General features: G+C 57.4%; 14 protein-coding genes and 1 pseudogene. 10 read left to right on the top strand and 5 right to left on the bottom strand.

Translation table 11 applies throughout. From position 1 onward, the window contains the following. Nucleotides 1-73 precede the first annotated feature (73 nt). The 4 genes from yeiP to EDB94_RS05295 are packed head-to-tail and all read left to right on the top strand — an operon-like array spanning nucleotide 74 to nucleotide 3,290. On the top strand, nucleotides 74-640 hold the full coding sequence (yeiP, locus tag EDB94_RS05310) for an elongation factor P-like protein YeiP (protein WP_062781535.1): 567 nt from the start codon (nucleotides 74-76) through the stop codon (nucleotides 638-640). Nucleotides 641-670: 30 nt separating this feature from the next. Next, nucleotides 671-1,861 carry a YbfB/YjiJ family MFS transporter gene (locus tag EDB94_RS05305; protein WP_108017662.1) on the top strand — a complete coding sequence of 397 codons (1,191 nt, stop codon included), beginning with the start codon at nucleotides 671-673 and terminating at the stop codon, nucleotides 1,859-1,861. After that, nucleotides 1,858-2,781 carry a malate dehydrogenase gene (locus EDB94_RS05300; protein WP_108017661.1) on the top strand — a complete coding sequence of 308 codons (924 nt, stop codon included), beginning with the start codon at nucleotides 1,858-1,860 and terminating at the stop codon, nucleotides 2,779-2,781. The genes EDB94_RS05305 and EDB94_RS05300 overlap by 4 nt, the downstream gene beginning before the upstream one ends. Next, on the top strand, nucleotides 2,781-3,290 hold the full coding sequence (locus EDB94_RS05295; protein WP_108017660.1) for an acyl-CoA thioesterase: 510 nt from the start codon (nucleotides 2,781-2,783) through the stop codon (nucleotides 3,288-3,290). The genes EDB94_RS05300 and EDB94_RS05295 overlap by 1 nt, the downstream gene beginning before the upstream one ends. A gap of 7 nt (nucleotides 3,291-3,297) precedes the next feature. On the opposite strand, the gene paaX is transcribed toward EDB94_RS05295, so the two are convergent. Further along, entirely contained in the window at nucleotides 3,298-4,266 is a 969-nt protein-coding gene (gene paaX / locus EDB94_RS05290; protein ID WP_014577974.1) for a phenylacetic acid degradation operon negative regulatory protein PaaX, read from the bottom strand. A gap of 273 nt (nucleotides 4,267-4,539) precedes the next feature. Between paaX and EDB94_RS05285 the strand changes: the two genes are divergently transcribed. The 6 genes and pseudogenes from EDB94_RS05285 to EDB94_RS20840 all read left to right on the top strand — a co-directional run bounded on the left by EDB94_RS05285 (nucleotide 4,540) and on the right by EDB94_RS20840 (nucleotide 9,799). Further along, nucleotides 4,540-5,697 carry an ABC transporter substrate-binding protein gene (locus EDB94_RS05285; RefSeq protein ID WP_014577973.1) on the top strand — a complete coding sequence of 386 codons (1,158 nt, stop codon included), beginning with the start codon at nucleotides 4,540-4,542 and terminating at the stop codon, nucleotides 5,695-5,697. Nucleotides 5,698-5,779: 82 nt separating this feature from the next. Beyond that, nucleotides 5,780-6,655 carry a branched-chain amino acid ABC transporter permease gene (locus EDB94_RS05280; RefSeq protein WP_014577972.1) on the top strand — a complete coding sequence of 292 codons (876 nt, stop codon included), beginning with the start codon at nucleotides 5,780-5,782 and terminating at the stop codon, nucleotides 6,653-6,655. After that, complete coding sequence (locus EDB94_RS05275) at nucleotides 6,655-7,662, top strand: branched-chain amino acid ABC transporter permease (RefSeq protein WP_108017659.1); 1,008 nt, start codon at nucleotides 6,655-6,657, stop codon at nucleotides 7,660-7,662. Before EDB94_RS05280 ends, EDB94_RS05275 begins: the two co-directional genes overlap by 1 nt. Beyond that, entirely contained in the window at nucleotides 7,659-8,417 is a 759-nt protein-coding gene (locus EDB94_RS05270; protein WP_108017658.1) for an ABC transporter ATP-binding protein, read from the top strand. Before EDB94_RS05275 ends, EDB94_RS05270 begins: the two co-directional genes overlap by 4 nt. 17 nt (nucleotides 8,418-8,434) lie before the next feature. After that, nucleotides 8,435-8,884, top strand: a pseudogene (locus EDB94_RS20845) (hemerythrin domain-containing protein); the annotation flags it as partial. Nucleotides 8,885-9,094: 210 nt separating this feature from the next. Continuing rightward, nucleotides 9,095-9,799 carry an ABC transporter ATP-binding protein gene (locus EDB94_RS20840; RefSeq protein ID WP_041646303.1) on the top strand — a complete coding sequence of 235 codons (705 nt, stop codon included), beginning with the start codon at nucleotides 9,095-9,097 and terminating at the stop codon, nucleotides 9,797-9,799. A 120-nt stretch (nucleotides 9,800-9,919) separates the two neighbouring features. On the opposite strand, the gene paaZ is transcribed toward EDB94_RS20840, so the two are convergent. The 4 genes from paaZ to paaC form a co-directional block, all read right to left on the bottom strand. After that, a complete protein-coding gene (gene paaZ, locus EDB94_RS05260; RefSeq protein WP_108017656.1) occupies nucleotides 9,920-11,965 on the bottom strand; it encodes a phenylacetic acid degradation bifunctional protein PaaZ in 2,046 nt (681 codons plus the stop codon). Nucleotides 11,966-12,052: 87 nt separating this feature from the next. After that, entirely contained in the window at nucleotides 12,053-13,132 is a 1,080-nt protein-coding gene (gene paaE / locus EDB94_RS05255; RefSeq protein WP_108017655.1) for a 1,2-phenylacetyl-CoA epoxidase subunit PaaE, read from the bottom strand. 13 nt (nucleotides 13,133-13,145) lie between these two features. Continuing rightward, nucleotides 13,146-13,715: a 1,2-phenylacetyl-CoA epoxidase subunit PaaD gene (gene paaD, locus EDB94_RS05250; protein WP_008173796.1), complete on the bottom strand. Its 570-nt coding sequence runs from the start codon at nucleotides 13,713-13,715 to the stop codon at nucleotides 13,146-13,148. Continuing rightward, nucleotides 13,699-14,463 carry a 1,2-phenylacetyl-CoA epoxidase subunit PaaC gene (paaC, locus tag EDB94_RS05245; RefSeq protein ID WP_008173798.1) on the bottom strand — a complete coding sequence of 255 codons (765 nt, stop codon included), beginning with the start codon at nucleotides 14,461-14,463 and terminating at the stop codon, nucleotides 13,699-13,701. The genes paaD and paaC overlap by 17 nt, the downstream gene beginning before the upstream one ends. Nucleotides 14,464-14,475: the final 12 nt, after the last annotated feature.

Genomic DNA, 14,475 nt, shown 5'->3' with positions numbered 1-14,475 from the left:
CTATCGATTCCGGGGCGAAGTCGTGATATATCAGCAGCCCCAAAACCCCAATTATTTTACGGAAACAGAAGACATGCCCAGAGCCAGTGAAATCAAAAAGAACTCCGCCGTTGAATACGATGGTCGGGTGTATTTTGTAAAGGACATCGAGCGTTCAGTGCCCCAGGGCCGGGCCGGCGGCAGTCTCTACCGCATGCGCATGTACGATGTCGTGACCAACCAGAAGCTGGACGAGACCTTCAAGGATTCGGACATGCTTAACCTGGCCGACCTCACTCGCCGGGAAGCCACCTTTTCTTACGCCGATGGCGATGAATACGTGTTCATGGATACCGAGGATTTCACCCAGTACAGCCTGAACCGCGAGGCCATTGCCGACGAGCTGCTGTTCATTTCCGAAGATACTCAGGGCGTGATGGTCATCCTGTTGAAGGATTCGCCGGTTTCGCTGGCTCTTCCGCCCACGGTTGAGCTGGTAATCGAGGAGACGGACCCGTCTGTGAAGGGTGGCTCTGCGACGGCCCGAACAAAGCCCGCCCGTTTTGCCACGGGATTGGTTGTTCAGGTTCCCGAGCACATCTCCACCGGCGATCGCATTCGCATCAACGTGGAGGAGCGCAAGTTCCTGGGTCGCGCCTGATCTGAAGCCGTTCCGAAGTAAGGAAACCCTGTGAAGCCAATAGAAACGATAAAGGTGCTGGTCGCCAGCGTGATTGCTGTTGTGGTCATGGTGGGGATTGCCCGGTTTTCCTACACGCCCATGATCCCGGAGATGGTGGCTGCACTGGGGCTGAGCAAATCCGTTGTCGGCATGCTGGCGACGGTTAACTACGCCGGCTATCTGACTGGTGCAGTGCTGATTACCCGCATCAGCGATCTCGGTCTCAAAGTCAGGCTTTACCAGCTCGGGCTGGTGGTCGCTGTGGTTTCGACGGTTCTCATGGGGTACACCACCAACGTTTGGCTCTGGTTCATCCTGCGTTTCATCTCAGGGCTGAGCACCTCCGCGGGCATGTTGCTTGGCGCGGGTCTGCTGATGAGCTGGTTGATCAAGAACAACCAGAAGTCCGAGCTTGGCGTTTTCTTTTCCGGCATCGGGCTCGGGATTGTTCTGACCGCTGTTACCGCGGAACTGATCAAGGATCCGTTTACCTGGGACCAGCAATGGGTGATCTATGGTCTGGTGGCCCTGGCGTTGCTGATCCCCGCCTGGCGCTGGATGCCCGATTACCGCGCCTGTGCCTTGCCAAAAACGGGGACAACCGCTGGTGGCGACGAGCGCAGTCGATTCATACGTATCCTGCAACTGGCGTATTTCTGCGCCGGCGTTGGCTATGTGGTCACGGCTACCTTTCTGGTGGCTATTGCTGAATCCATGCCCGAGCTTCAGGGGCAGGGCTGGCTGGTCTGGCTGATTGCAGGCCTTTCTGCTACTCCGGCCTGCTGGTTGTGGGATGTGTTCTCCCGTCGGTGGGGGCAGTGGCTGGCGCTATACCTGGCCTACACTCTGAACTCCGTAAGCATCCTGATGCTGATTGTAAATACCAGCCTGGCCAGTGTGATGGTCAGCTCGGTGATCTATGGCGTCAGCTTCATCGGTATCGTCAGCATGATGCTGGCGATGGTGGGGCGGGCTTTCCCGGAGAATCCCTCGCGGCCCATGAGCAGGCTGACTTTCAGCTATGGCATTGCACAGATGATGGCACCCGCCGTGGTCGGCTATCTGGCCGATGTCGAAGGTAACTATACCAACGGTCTCTGGCTGACCCTGGTGGTGATGGCGTTGGGGGTTATTGTTCTTCACTTGGCTCGTAGAGCCCAGGCGAGGGGAAGTGAAAGAAAACCTGCGGAGGTCACATGAAAGTTTCAGTCATTGGATTGGGGAATGTCGGGTCGACGCTGGCTTTCGTGCTGACGTTGAAAAACATTATCGATGAACTGGTTCTGGTTGGCCGAAGCAAAGAATCCGTGCTGGGTGATGTGCTTGATCTTCGCCACGGTCAGTTGTTTGTAAATACGCCTGCACAAGTTACTGCCGGTACGATTTCCGATACCGCCGGCTCGGATGTGATTGCCGTCTGCGCATCCGTTCCCACGCCAAAAAACATGAGCAGTCGTCTGGAACTGGCGCAGGGAAATGTCCAGTTAATGAAAGAGCTGATGCCAGAGTTGGCAAGGATGTCGCCCGACTGCAAGATTGTGATGGTGTCGAATCCGGTGGACGTTCTGGTGCATTATGCTCTGGAATTTGGCGGTTTTCGTCCGAATCAGGTTATCGGAACCGGCACATTGGTGGATTCGAGCAGGTTTCGCCAATTACTGGCAGAAGAGCTTCGCATCCACAGTGAGGATATTCGCGCCTACATTCTGGGCGAGCACGGAGACAGCCAGTTTCCCGCCATGAGTTGCGCGGATGTTGGTGGCGAAACACTCGATGCTACGCCCGGCCGGTATGCTTTGTTCGAGAGAGCGTCCCGTGCGGGTTTTGAGGTTTTGAAACACAAGGGCTGTACCAATTATGCGGTTGCCCTGGCGGCGGCAGAGATCATTGAATGCATTGCAAATGATTCGAAGCACACGCTACCGGTCAGTCTTCGCGTTGACGGCTTTCTCGGTGTGGATGATGTTTGCTTGAGCTTGCCTGCGGTTGTTGGCCGTAATGGCATTGAGCGAGTTCTGCATCCGCGATTGGATGAAAAGGAGCAGGCGGCATTTTTGCACAGCGCGAATGTCGTCAGAGAGGTAATTGCTTCATCGGCACCGGAAAAAGAGGATCATTAATGGCTGACAAGCCTTCAAAGCCCGTCTCAGCATCTGCAATTGAGAAGCACGTTTACAAGGTATTTCCGAACGACATGAACTCCCACGACACGGTGTTCGGCGGGATGATCATGGCCAAATGCGACCGGTTGGCGCTGGTTGTGGCAGAACGACATTCTGCCCATGTCTGTGTGACGGCTGCCGTGGATTCAATCCATTTCAGGGCGCCGGCGAAGGGAAATGATACGCTGTTGTTCAGCCTGTCGCTGAACCGCAGTTGGGGCTCGTCCATGGAGATCGGGGCCAGGGTAGAGGCGGAGAACAGCTATACCGGCGATACCCGGCATATTCTCTCGGCCTTCTTCACCTTTGTTGCGCTGGACGAGCATGACAGCCCTGTGGAGGTACCGGATGTGATTCCGGAGACGGAGGAGCAGCGGCGCCGATTCAAAAACGCACAGATCCGTCGGGAGGGGCGCCTGGCAACCAGAAAGCAGCTCTCTTCCGCTGACGGCAAATCACCTGACTGACCGTCGGTTACAACACCTCCGGTTCCGTCCTCAGGTCAGTCTGGGCAGCGGTATCTCTCAGGCCGCCAAAGCGTTTGTAGAACTTCTCACCGGGCCCCGGAAGCGGACCAGAAGCGTTCTCGAGGTTCGCGTCCAGCCACTGCTCAGCGCGCGCATAGATCTGCCGATAAAGGTTGCGGCAAAGCTGTTTGGCGCTGCGGCCTTCCCAGTCACCAGGTAACAGTTCATCCGGCAGCAGTGGATCCCTCAAAAGGATCTTTCGGTATTCGTGGATCAGCAGGATCCGGAGAATCAGGCACTCCTCGGGACTGAGGGTATCTTCTGTCTGCAGTTCCCGCCACAAAGGGCGGAACTGGCTCAGGAAGCGCCTGTAGCGACCGCCCAGCTCCTCGAGGTTCCAGCTTTCGCGAACTTGCAGCCTGAGGGCTCTTGGACTCTTCTGCTCCATGGGCATGGTCTGCATCACGATGGTGTCGTCCAGAGCGCCCCACTCCTGAAGCATCGGGATCAGTTCGCTACGCGTAAACCGCGGGTGCTCCATCAACCCGGGTGCCATGCTGCCAAAACTGAGCCATTTCAATTCTTCACGGACTTTCTGTCTTAGCTCCGGTGACAGTTGGTTCAGGTAAACCAGGCACCAGCTGCCGCTCCATTCTTCGGTATCCAGATTGTAAACATGCTGAAACGCCTGCTCGAACCGACGCAGTCCAGGGCCGGTCAGGCTGTAATAACTGCAACGGCCCACCTTCTCGGTCTGCAGCCAGGACTCCTGGACCAGTCGATACACCGAGGTGCGGACCAGTCGCTGGCTGATACCCATGGGTTCGACCAGCTTCATCAGGCTGCCCAGCCATACATTGCCGCCGCGGGGAACGATGGCATCACCGTAGATGGTGATGATGAGAGAGCCGGCCCGGAGGGGTCGCTTCTTCTGGAAGTTTTTGACGAGCAGTTCTAGCTGGCTTTTTGCAGTCATGGCCTGAGTTCGCAAATAAGAATCAATGAAACATGTTCCACGTATTATGCGGTTCTTACGTGTCAGGTAAAGGTTTGTCTTTCGATCAGCGGTGCTGGCGTGTTCCGCCAGTGTCGGCTTTACTGAAAGAGCCGCGTTGGCACTCCCGGAAATCAGTTGACACGAGCGTTATGATACAATAACTTCATTTGATATTCGTCAATGGTATCGAATCATACCGGGAGCGAAGAAACAAAAACTCAAGCCCCTGCAAAAAACGGGAGAACAAAAACAATGTTTAAAACAGTGATTCGTCGCGCAGGAAAATGCGCAGCCGTCGCAGCCGCCGGCCTCATGATGATGAGCGCACAGGCCGCTGAACCCATCAAGATCGGTTCCTTCCTGTCTGTCACAGGTCCGGCATCCTTTCTCGGCGATCCCGAGCTGAAAACGCTCGAGATGTACGTCGAAAAAATCAACGAAGAAGGTGGTGTACTTGGTCGTCAGCTGGAGCTGATCCACTACGACGACGTTGGCAACGCCTCCTCTGCCCGCAACTTTGCCAGTCGCCTGATCCGTTCGGACCGGGTTGATATCATCGTTGGCGGCAGTACCACCGGCGCCACCATGGCGGCGGTTCCTCTGATTGAACAGGCCCAGGTGCCGTTTATCTCCCTGGCCGGTGCGGTCGTTATTACCAACCCGGTCAAGAAGTGGGTGTTCAAGACCCCCCAGACTGATCGCATGGCGGCGGAACGTATCCTGAGCGATATGAAAGACCGCGGTATCACCAAGTTCGGCCTGATCTCAGGCACGGGTGGTTTCGGAAGCTCCGGTCGCACACAGACTCTGGAAGTCGCCGAACAGATGGGCATGGAAGTTGTGGCCGATGTTACCTACAGCGGATCTGATACAGACATGACCGCCCAGCTGACCAATATCCGTAACACAAGTGGTGTGGAAGCGGTGCTGAACTTCGGTTTCGGTCAGGGCCCGGCCATCGTAACCCGCAACTATGCTCAGTTGGGCATGGAACTCCCGTTCTATCAGTCCCACGGCGTTGCATCCGACAGCTTCCTCGAACTCGCCGGTTCGTCTGCAGAAGGCCTTCGCCTGCCAGCGTCCCCGCTGCTGGTGCCGGATTCCCTGCCGAACGACGATCCCCAGAAAGAAGTGGTTCAGAACTACAAGGCTGAATACGAAGCCCGTTGGGATTCCAAGGTGTCCACCTTCGGTGCCTACGCCTACGATGGCCTGATGCTGGCGGTCCGCGCTATGGAAGAAGCCGGCTCGACCGATCCGGAAGCCGTTCGTAACGCACTGGAGAATATCCAGGGCTATGTCGGCGTAACCGGTGTATTCAACATGTCACCGGAAGACCACAACGGCCTTGATCCAGACTCCTTCCGCATTCTGGAAGTCCAGAATGGCGAATGGAAACTGATCGACTGATACCCCTTTAACCTGTCTCGCGGCTGGCGACGACCCCTATTCAGGGTAAGTCGCCAGCCGATGTTCGACCGGAACCACCGCTATGCTCGCAGAATTCTTACAGTACCTGTTCACCGGGATTACTATCGGTGCGACTTACGCCCTGATAGCCCTCGGCTTTACCCTCATCTACAACGCCAGTCACGTCATCAACTTCGCCCAGGGCGAGTTTCTGATGATTGGAGGCATGGCTACGGTTTCGCTTACGGCCATGGGCGTGCCCATGATCCTGGCAGTCGTGTTGGCGGTCATTCTGGCCGGTATTCTTGGCGTCGCCCTGCAGCGGTTCGCGATTGCACCTGCCAAGCAGGCCGATGTTGTTACCCTGATCATTATCACCATCGGGGCGTCGATCTTTATCCGTGGTATTGCCCAGGTTGTCTGGGGCAAGGAATACCACGTGATGCAGAATTTCAGCACAGACCAGCCTATTGAAGTTTTCGGAGCGGTATTGAATAGCCAGAGCCTCTGGGTTCTCGGTATTGGCGCGATCCTGGTGGTCGGCCTGGTGCTGTTCTTTACCAAGACACTGATTGGCAAGGCTATCCTGGCGACATCCATGAACAAGGAGGCTGCGCGCCTTGTCGGTATCCGGACTCAGATGGTTCTGATGCTGGCATTCATGGTTTCGGCATTACTGGGCTCTGTGGCCGGTATTGTTGTTGCCCCGATCACGTTCACGTCCTACGACATCGGTATCATTCTCGGGCTGAAAGGCTTTGTGGCGGCTGCCATTGGCGGCCTGGGTAGCGGCGTTGGTGCGGTTGTCGGTGGTCTGTCGCTTGGTATCGTTGAAGCCATGGCGGCCGGCTACATTTCATCAGACTACAAGGATGCCGTGGCGTTCTCCATGATCCTGCTGGTGTTGTTCTTCATGCCCCGCGGATTGTTTGGTGCCAAGGTAGTGGAGCGCGTCTGATGTTAAACACCTTTATGCAGTCGCGTCTCCGGGGGCTGGTGATTCTCGCCCTCATTCTCATTATTCTGCCCGCTTTTCTGGGCAACCCGTTCCATTACGAACTGGTTACCCAGATGGCGATTATTGCCGCTACGGTGGTTGGCCTTAACCTGCTGGTAGGCTTTGCCGGCCAGATCAGCCTGGGGCATGCCGGCTTCTTTGGCCTCGGCGCTTATTTCACCGGCATCGCTACAGGTACCTATGGCTGGTCGTCGGTGCCCGCTCTGGTGGTCGGAGCCATCGTTGTGGGCGCTATTGCCTGGATTGTTGGCCGGCCGATTCTGCGCCTGAAAGGCCACTACCTTTCCATGGCAACCCTTGCCGTTGGCTTCATCATTGCCATCATCCTGAACAACGAGCGTGCACTTACCGGCGGGCCAGACGGTATGCCGGTGCCGGCCTTCGAAATCTTTGGCTGGGAGCTGAGCGCCTTTGGCAGCTATTCGCTGTTCGGTATTCCAATCGAAGGTTTTCAGGCCTGGTATATCTTTGCAAGCGTGGTGCTGTTGGTAGCAGTCTGGTTTGCCCTGAACCTCATTGAATCGCCGATTGGCCGGGCACTGCGTTCGGTTCACGGCTCGGAAGTGGCTGCCAGCGTTGTTGGCGTGAACACCGCGAAATACAAAAGCCTGGTGTTTGTGATCTCGGCAATCTACGCCAGCCTGATGGGAAGCCTTTACGCCCACTTCCAGGGCTTCATTACGCCTGCGGTCGCAAGCTTCGAATTTTCCATTCTCTTCATCACCATGGTTGTACTGGGTGGCATGGGTTCTACCTTCGGCGTGATCCTCGGTGCCGTGGTGCTGAAGCTTTTGCCGCAGGTCCTGGCAGATTTCCAGGAGCTGGAGCATGTCATGTTCGGCCTGATACTGATGCTCACCATGATTTTTATGCCCAAAGGGCTGCTGCCCACACTGACCGCGTTTGTTTCCAAAAAGATGCGTAAGAAAGCGGGAGGTGAGGCATGACAGCACTGGTCGAAGTAAAGGGGCTGGATAAGGCCTTCGGTGGTGTCCATGCCGTGGAGGGCGTCAGCTTTTCGGTTGAAGCCGGTCAGGTGTATTCCGTTATCGGCCCCAACGGTGCCGGTAAGACAACGCTGTTCAACCTGATCACAGGGCTTTACACGCCGACCAAGGGCGAGATCCGGCTGAACGGTGAAAGCACCGCAAAGCTGGAGCCGAATGATCTGGCGGAGCGGGGTATGTGCCGAACGTTCCAGCAGATGCAGATCTGCATGAACATGACCGCCATCGAGAACGTGATGCTCGGTCGGCACCTGCAGCTCAAGAGCAGTCTGTTTACCACCCTGTTCCGTTTGCCTTCGCTGCGCCGCAACGAGGCCGCGGCACGTAAGCGTGCGGCCGAACTGATGGAATATGTGGGGTGCGGCGACTACCTGGATGCTGAAGCCTCGGCGATGTCCTATGGCGCGCTCAAGCGACTGGAGATAGCCCGGGCACTCGCTGCGGAACCCAAGGTCATTCTCCTGGACGAGCCTGCTGCCGGTTTGAACGCGGTTGAAACCGCGGCTCTGGAGGAATTGATCCGGAAGATTGCAGATCAGGGCACCACGGTCATGCTGGTTGAGCACGACATGAAACTGGTGATGGGGATATCCGATCGGTTGCTGGTGCTTAACTATGGCCGTGTTCTGGCGGAAGGGACCCCCGAGGAAATTCGCCAGAACCCGGATGTTATCGCCGCCTATCTGGGTGGCTGAGCAAGGAGACATTTCACATGAGCGAGCAAAATACTGAAATGGCGCCTGCCCAGTCACGCAGTGAGCAGGCCGTACGGATTATTGTTCATGAGCACCAGGCGCTGTGGCGGATCCTGGATCTGCTGGACCAGTTGCTGAGTGATATGAACCTTAACGACCAGCGCCCGGATGAGCGGCTGCTGAAGACCATTTTTGATTACATTCAGCACTTCTCCCAGCGGGTGCATAGCACGCCCACTGACATTGAGCTCTACAAACGGCTCAGTGAGAAGTCCCCCGAGACAGCGCCTCTTCTGGAGAAGCTGGCGAAGGGCTATGTCATCGGTCATGAAAAGCTGGTGGAGTTGCGCCAGTTGTTGGCGGAGTGCGAAAGAGGCTGGCCGGAAGGTCGCGAAGAGTTCAGCCATGCTCTGGCCCGTTTCACGGAAGCCTTGCGCAAACACATTCGCAAGGAAGAGGGCGTGGTTATTCCACGGGCCCGTAAACTCCTGACCGAGGAAGACTGGCAGCAGATCATTGAAGCGCGGGACGTGGAAAACGATCCGCTGTTCGGTGAGCGCGTCCGGGAGGAATTCCGGGAATTGCGGCACCAGATTGTCAGCTATACACCCGAGAAATTCGGTGGTCTTGGCCTGAAGCACGCAGACCGGGTGACGGCGCCTCATGCCAAAGAAGAGATGCTGTCCATCAAGGGACTGGTGACCTCCTACGGCCAGATTGAAGTCCTGCATGATGTGGACATCCACATCAACAGTGGTGAGATCGTGTCACTGGTAGGCGCCAATGGTGCTGGCAAATCCACACTGTTGATGACTATCTCGGGTCTTCAGCCCACAGACCGGGGTGCCATCACCTTTGAAGGCAAGGATCTCTCAAAGATCACTGCCGATCAGAGGGTAGCTGATGGCATCGTCCAGGTGCCTGAAGGCCGGCAGGTGTTCAAGGACTTGAGCGTTCATGACAACCTGCTTCTGGGCGCCTATACCCGTGGCAAAACCCCCGAGGTAATGGACGATCTGGAACGGATGTACACCAAGTTTCCGATTCTGCGACAGAAGCGCCATAACCTGGCAGGCGAGCTCTCCGGTGGCCAGCAACAGATGCTTGCGATGGGCCGTGCCCTGATGGCCAAGCCAAGACTGCTGCTTCTGGATGAGCCCAGCATGGGTCTGGCGCCGTTGATCATCGAGGAGATCTTCAACATCGTCAAGGAACTCAAGGAAGAGGGTATTACCATCTTCCTGGTAGAGCAGAATGCCTCCCAGGCGCTGGCTCTGGCGGATCGCGGCTACGTGCTGGAAACCGGCAAGGTGGTGATCGAAGGGACCGGCCGTGAGCTGCTCAGCAATGAGAAGGTGCGGGAGGCCTATCTGGGCATGTAAACACCCGGGTTTTTCTTGCACCAATAAAAGGGGGACAGGTCTTGCGACCTGTCCCCCTTTTATTTGCCTGACGCTTTCCCCCTGGGGTCCAGGACAGGGAGAAAACAGGAAAGCCCGGTGTTACTCGGGCTTCTTGGCAACCAGTGTCAGGATGTCGTAGCTCGCAACCATTTCGTCGTTCTGGTTGTGAACCTGGACGTCCCAGACCACTACACCCTGAGGATGTCCGTCCGGAGATGTCCGACCCTGATCGATCTTGCGCTTGCAGGTCAGTCGTGCCCGGATGGTGTCTCCCGGGGCAACCGGTTCAATGAAGCGCAGTGTGTCCAGACCATAGTTAGCCAGCACGGGGCCCTCGCCCGGATAGACAAACAGGCCGGCAGCAGCGGAAAGCACGAAATAACCGTGGGCAATACGCTTGCCGAACTGGGAGTCCCGCGCTGCGATTTCATCAAAGTGCATGTAGAAGTGATCACCGGACAGGCAGCCGAAGTTGACGATGTCGGCTTCGGTAACGGTGCGTCGGTGAGTCAGCAGCGATTCGTTGATCTGCAGGTCTTCGAAGTGGCGACGGAACGGGTGCACGTCGGTTTCGATCAGATCGGCACCGCGTACATACTCGCGGGTAACCGCAGCCAGCATGCTGGGTGAGCCCTGGATTGCGGTCCGCTGCAGGTAGTGGTGAACCGCACGGATACCGCCCAGTTCCTCACCACCACCGGCGCGACCGGGGCCGCCATGCTTCAGCATGGGCAGAGGAGAACCGTGGCCTGTGGATTCTTTTGCGGCTTCGGCATCCAGCAGGTGCAGGCGGCCATGGAACGCGGCCAGCAGCGGGGCGACCCTGCCAGCAATGGCGGGATCACGGGTGGTCAGAGTGGTGACCAGGGAGCCGCGGCCCCTGGAGCAAAGCTCAACCGCGTCCTCGATGGTGTCGTAAGGAATGACGGTAGCAACCGGGCCGAATGCCTCGATATCGTGGGCACCACAGCCGCTTTCCGGGTTCCGGCACAGCAGCAGGTGCGGCTCGATGAACGCGCCCTTCTCGGTGCCATCGCCGGTAGCCTTGAAGTTGCCTTCGCCACCCACAACCAGCTCACTGGTCTTGAGCAATTCCTGGATGTTGGCTTTCACATCTTCCAGCTGGTCGACGGAGGCCAGTGCACCCATGCGAACGCCCTCGACAGAGGGATCACCCACGGTGATCTTGGAGAGCTGCTCTTTCAGCTTGTCGCAGACCGCGTTCACCTGGTCTTTCGGTACGAAGATACGACGAATGGCGGTACATTTCTGACCGGCCTTGGCGGTCATCTCGCGGCGGATTTCCTTCACGAAGACGTCGAATTCTTCGTGCTGCGGGGTGACGTCCGGCGCCAGAATAGCACTGTTCAGTGAATCGGCCTCGGCGTTGAACGGAATCGAACGATTGATGATGTTCGGGTGGTTCCTGAGCTTCCGTGCCGTTGCGGCCGAGCCTGTGAAGGTCACCACATCCTGCTCTTCCAGATGGTCAAACAGGTCGCCGGTGCTGCCAATGATCAACTGCAGGCTGCCTTCCGGAAGCGCGCCGGATTCCTGCATCAGGCGGACGGCGAGTTCGGTCACGTAGCAGGTTGAGGTGGCCGGCTTCACGATGGACGGCATGCCTGCCAGGAAGGTGGGTGCAAACTTTTCGAGCATGCCCCACACCGGGAAGTTGTAGGCGTCAATGTGAACCGCAACGCCGCCGCGGGGAACCAGGATATGGGTGCCTGCAAAGTGGTTGTTCTTGCCCAGCGGAGTCACCGGGCCTTCGTGAACCACGTTGCCCGAGGGAAGTTCGCGGCGGCCCATGCTGGCGTAGGAAAACAGCGTGCCGAAACCACCGTCGATATCGATGCCGTTATCGCCCTTGGTGGAACCGGTATGCATCGACAGGGCGTAGAGTTCTTTTTTGTGCTCCTGGAGGTACAGGGCCATGGCCTTCAGGGCCAGGGCGCGCTCCTGGAAATCCATCGCCATGAGGTTTTTGCCGCCAACCTTGCGGCCATACTCAACAGCGTTCTTGAAATCGAGAGTGTCGTCGTGGGTGTGGGCGACGATCTCGCCGTTAACGGCGCTTGGCAGAGCCTTGGCGGGCTTTTCGCCGACCCACTGGCCGGCAATGAAACTTTTCAGGACTGACATGGGAAACTCCATTCGTTTCTGAAACGCGAAGGCAAGCCCCGTTGCTGCGGGACTTGCCTTGCTCTTGTCTTGTTTTGGGGGCGGAAACTACATTTCGTCGTAGTCCAGAACCACCTTGTCACTGATCGGGTAGCACTGGCAGGAGAGCACGTAACCGGCTTCCACCTCGTAGTCTTCCAGTGCAAAGTTCTGGTCCATCTCTACCTCGCCTTCCACGACCTTGGCTCGGCATGTGGAGCAGACGCCAGCCTTGCAGGAATAGGGCAGGTCCGCGCCTTCTTCATTGCCGGCATCCAGAATGCTCTTGGTGTCGCGCACCAGCGGGAAAGTCAGTGAGCGGCCATCAGCGATCACCGTTACTTCACTGATTGACTGGGGATCGACGTGTGCCGGATCCCGGTCTTTCCGGGCCTGGGGAACACCACCAGCCGGGGTAAACAGTTCGAAGTGGATCCTGCTCTTTTCCATGCCGTGGTTCAGCAGCGAGTCGCGCACGGTCTCGGTCATCATCTGCGGGCCGCAGATAAAGGCCGCCGTGAGCTCCTTGGCATTGATCCAGTGATCGAACAGCTTGTCGCACTTCTCGTGGTCGATACGACCGTTGTAAAGGTCGATGTCCTGTTCTTCACGGGTGAAGATGTACACCAGGTTAAGACGAGACATGTACTCGTTTTTCAGGTCCTGCAGCTCGTCACGGAACATGGTGCTGCTGGTGGCCTTGTTGCCGTAGAACAGGGTGACCTCGCTCTTGGGCTCGGTTTCCAGGGTGGTCTTCACGATCGAGAGGATCGGAGTAATACCACTGCCGGCGGCTACCGCCAGGTAGTTGCCTTCACGCTCGGGGTCCAGATCAACCGAGAAATGGCCCTGCGGCGGCATGACTTCCAGAGTCTGGCCGGGCTTGAGCTGCTCGTTGGCAAAGGTGGAGAAGCGACCGCCCGGAACCTGTTTGACGGCGATGCGAAGCTCCTGGTCGTTGACACTTCGGCAGATCGAGTAGGAGCGGCGAACTTCCTCGCCATCCAGCTTGGTGCGCACGATCAGGTGCTGGCCCTGCTGGTAGTTAAACTTGTCTGCCAGATCTTCCGGCACGTCAAAAGCAAGTGATACGGCGTTTCTTGTTTCAGGTCTGACCTCTTTGAGGGTCAGTGAGTAAAATTTGTTCATGATCGTATCGGCTCTAGATGCATTTGAAATAGTCGAAGGGCTCGAGGCATTCCTTGCAACGATAAAGGGCTTTGCAGGCGGTGGATCCGAACTCGCTGACCCGTTCGGTGTCTTTGCTGCCGCAATGAGGGCAGGCAATGACTTCCGGTTCTCCAAGCAGGCTCATTTTGCTGGAGCTGCCCTCGGGTGGCGCGATACCGAACGCCCGAAGCTTTTCTTTGCCTTCGTCTGTGATCCAGTCGGTGGTCCAGGCAGGGGTCAGCACCTGTTTGATTTTCGGATCGCGGAAGCCAGCGGCGCGTAGCGCCTCGGCGATCAGCTCCTCAATCAGTTCGGTTGCCGGGCACCCGGAGTAGGTCGGGGTCACGTCAATGGACAGTTCTTTACCGTCCCAGTGAACCGCCCGGACAATGCCGAGCTCCACGACACTGACTGCCGGCACTTCAGGGTCTTTGACCTCTTCAAGAAGTGCCCAGATGTCGTCCTCTGTCAGCAGATCGGGGCGGGCGTTGGCCGGCACCCGATCACTGGCAATCAGAATGTCGACAGCTGACCGGCTGTCTGAATCACCATGTTGTGGCATCGGGATAGGCCCTCTGCAGGAACTGCATTTCTGCCAGGATGAAACCGAGGTGTTCGGTGTGCTCGCCGTGCTTGCCACCCATGTACATCCAGGCGTCTTCCGCGCCAGGAGTCAGGGTTGCCTGGGTGAGCACCTCGTTGACCATGCCGCGCCAGTCTTTGGCCAGCTGGTCAGTATCCGGGCCAATGCCCGCCTCGGCCATCACACGATCGGTGTCGTCCGGCGTAATCAGCTCGCCGGTAAAACGCCAGAGGATGTCGACGGCGTCCTGCATGCGGCGGTGGCTTTCTTCAGTGCCATCACCAAAACGCTTCACCCACTCCGAGGAGCGGCGCAGGTGGTAGGTCACCTCTTTCAGCGCCTTAGCAGCGATGCCGGCAATGCGCTCGTCGCTGGATTCGGTCAGGCTCTTGAGCGTGAAGTAGTGGTAAACGTCGAAGAAGAACTGACGGCCCATGGTGACGGCGTAGTCCTCGTTGGGCTGCTCGGTCATCAGCAGGTTGCGATACTCGTGAGCGTCCCGGCGGAAGGCTAGCTTGTCAGCATCGCGGCCATCGTCGATCAGCTCGGCTGCATACTCGTACCAGTTGCGAGCCTGGCCGACGAGGTCGAGGGCAACGTTCATCAGTGCCATCTCTTCCTCAAGCGCCGGGGCCTTGCCACACAGCTCGCAAAGGCGCTGGCCGAGGATCATGTCGGAATCTGCCAGGCGCAGCAGGTATTCCTTTAATGCTTCTGTTTGTGTCATGGGTACCGCTCC

The sequence above is a fragment of the Marinobacter sp. 3-2 genome, assembly GCF_003751355.1.
In the GTDB taxonomy this organism is placed as follows: Bacteria; Pseudomonadota; Gammaproteobacteria; order Pseudomonadales; family Oleiphilaceae; genus Marinobacter; species Marinobacter adhaerens.
The sequence above is the reverse complement of the archived record's forward strand: the minus strand, read 5'-3'. Positions and strand labels throughout refer to the sequence as shown.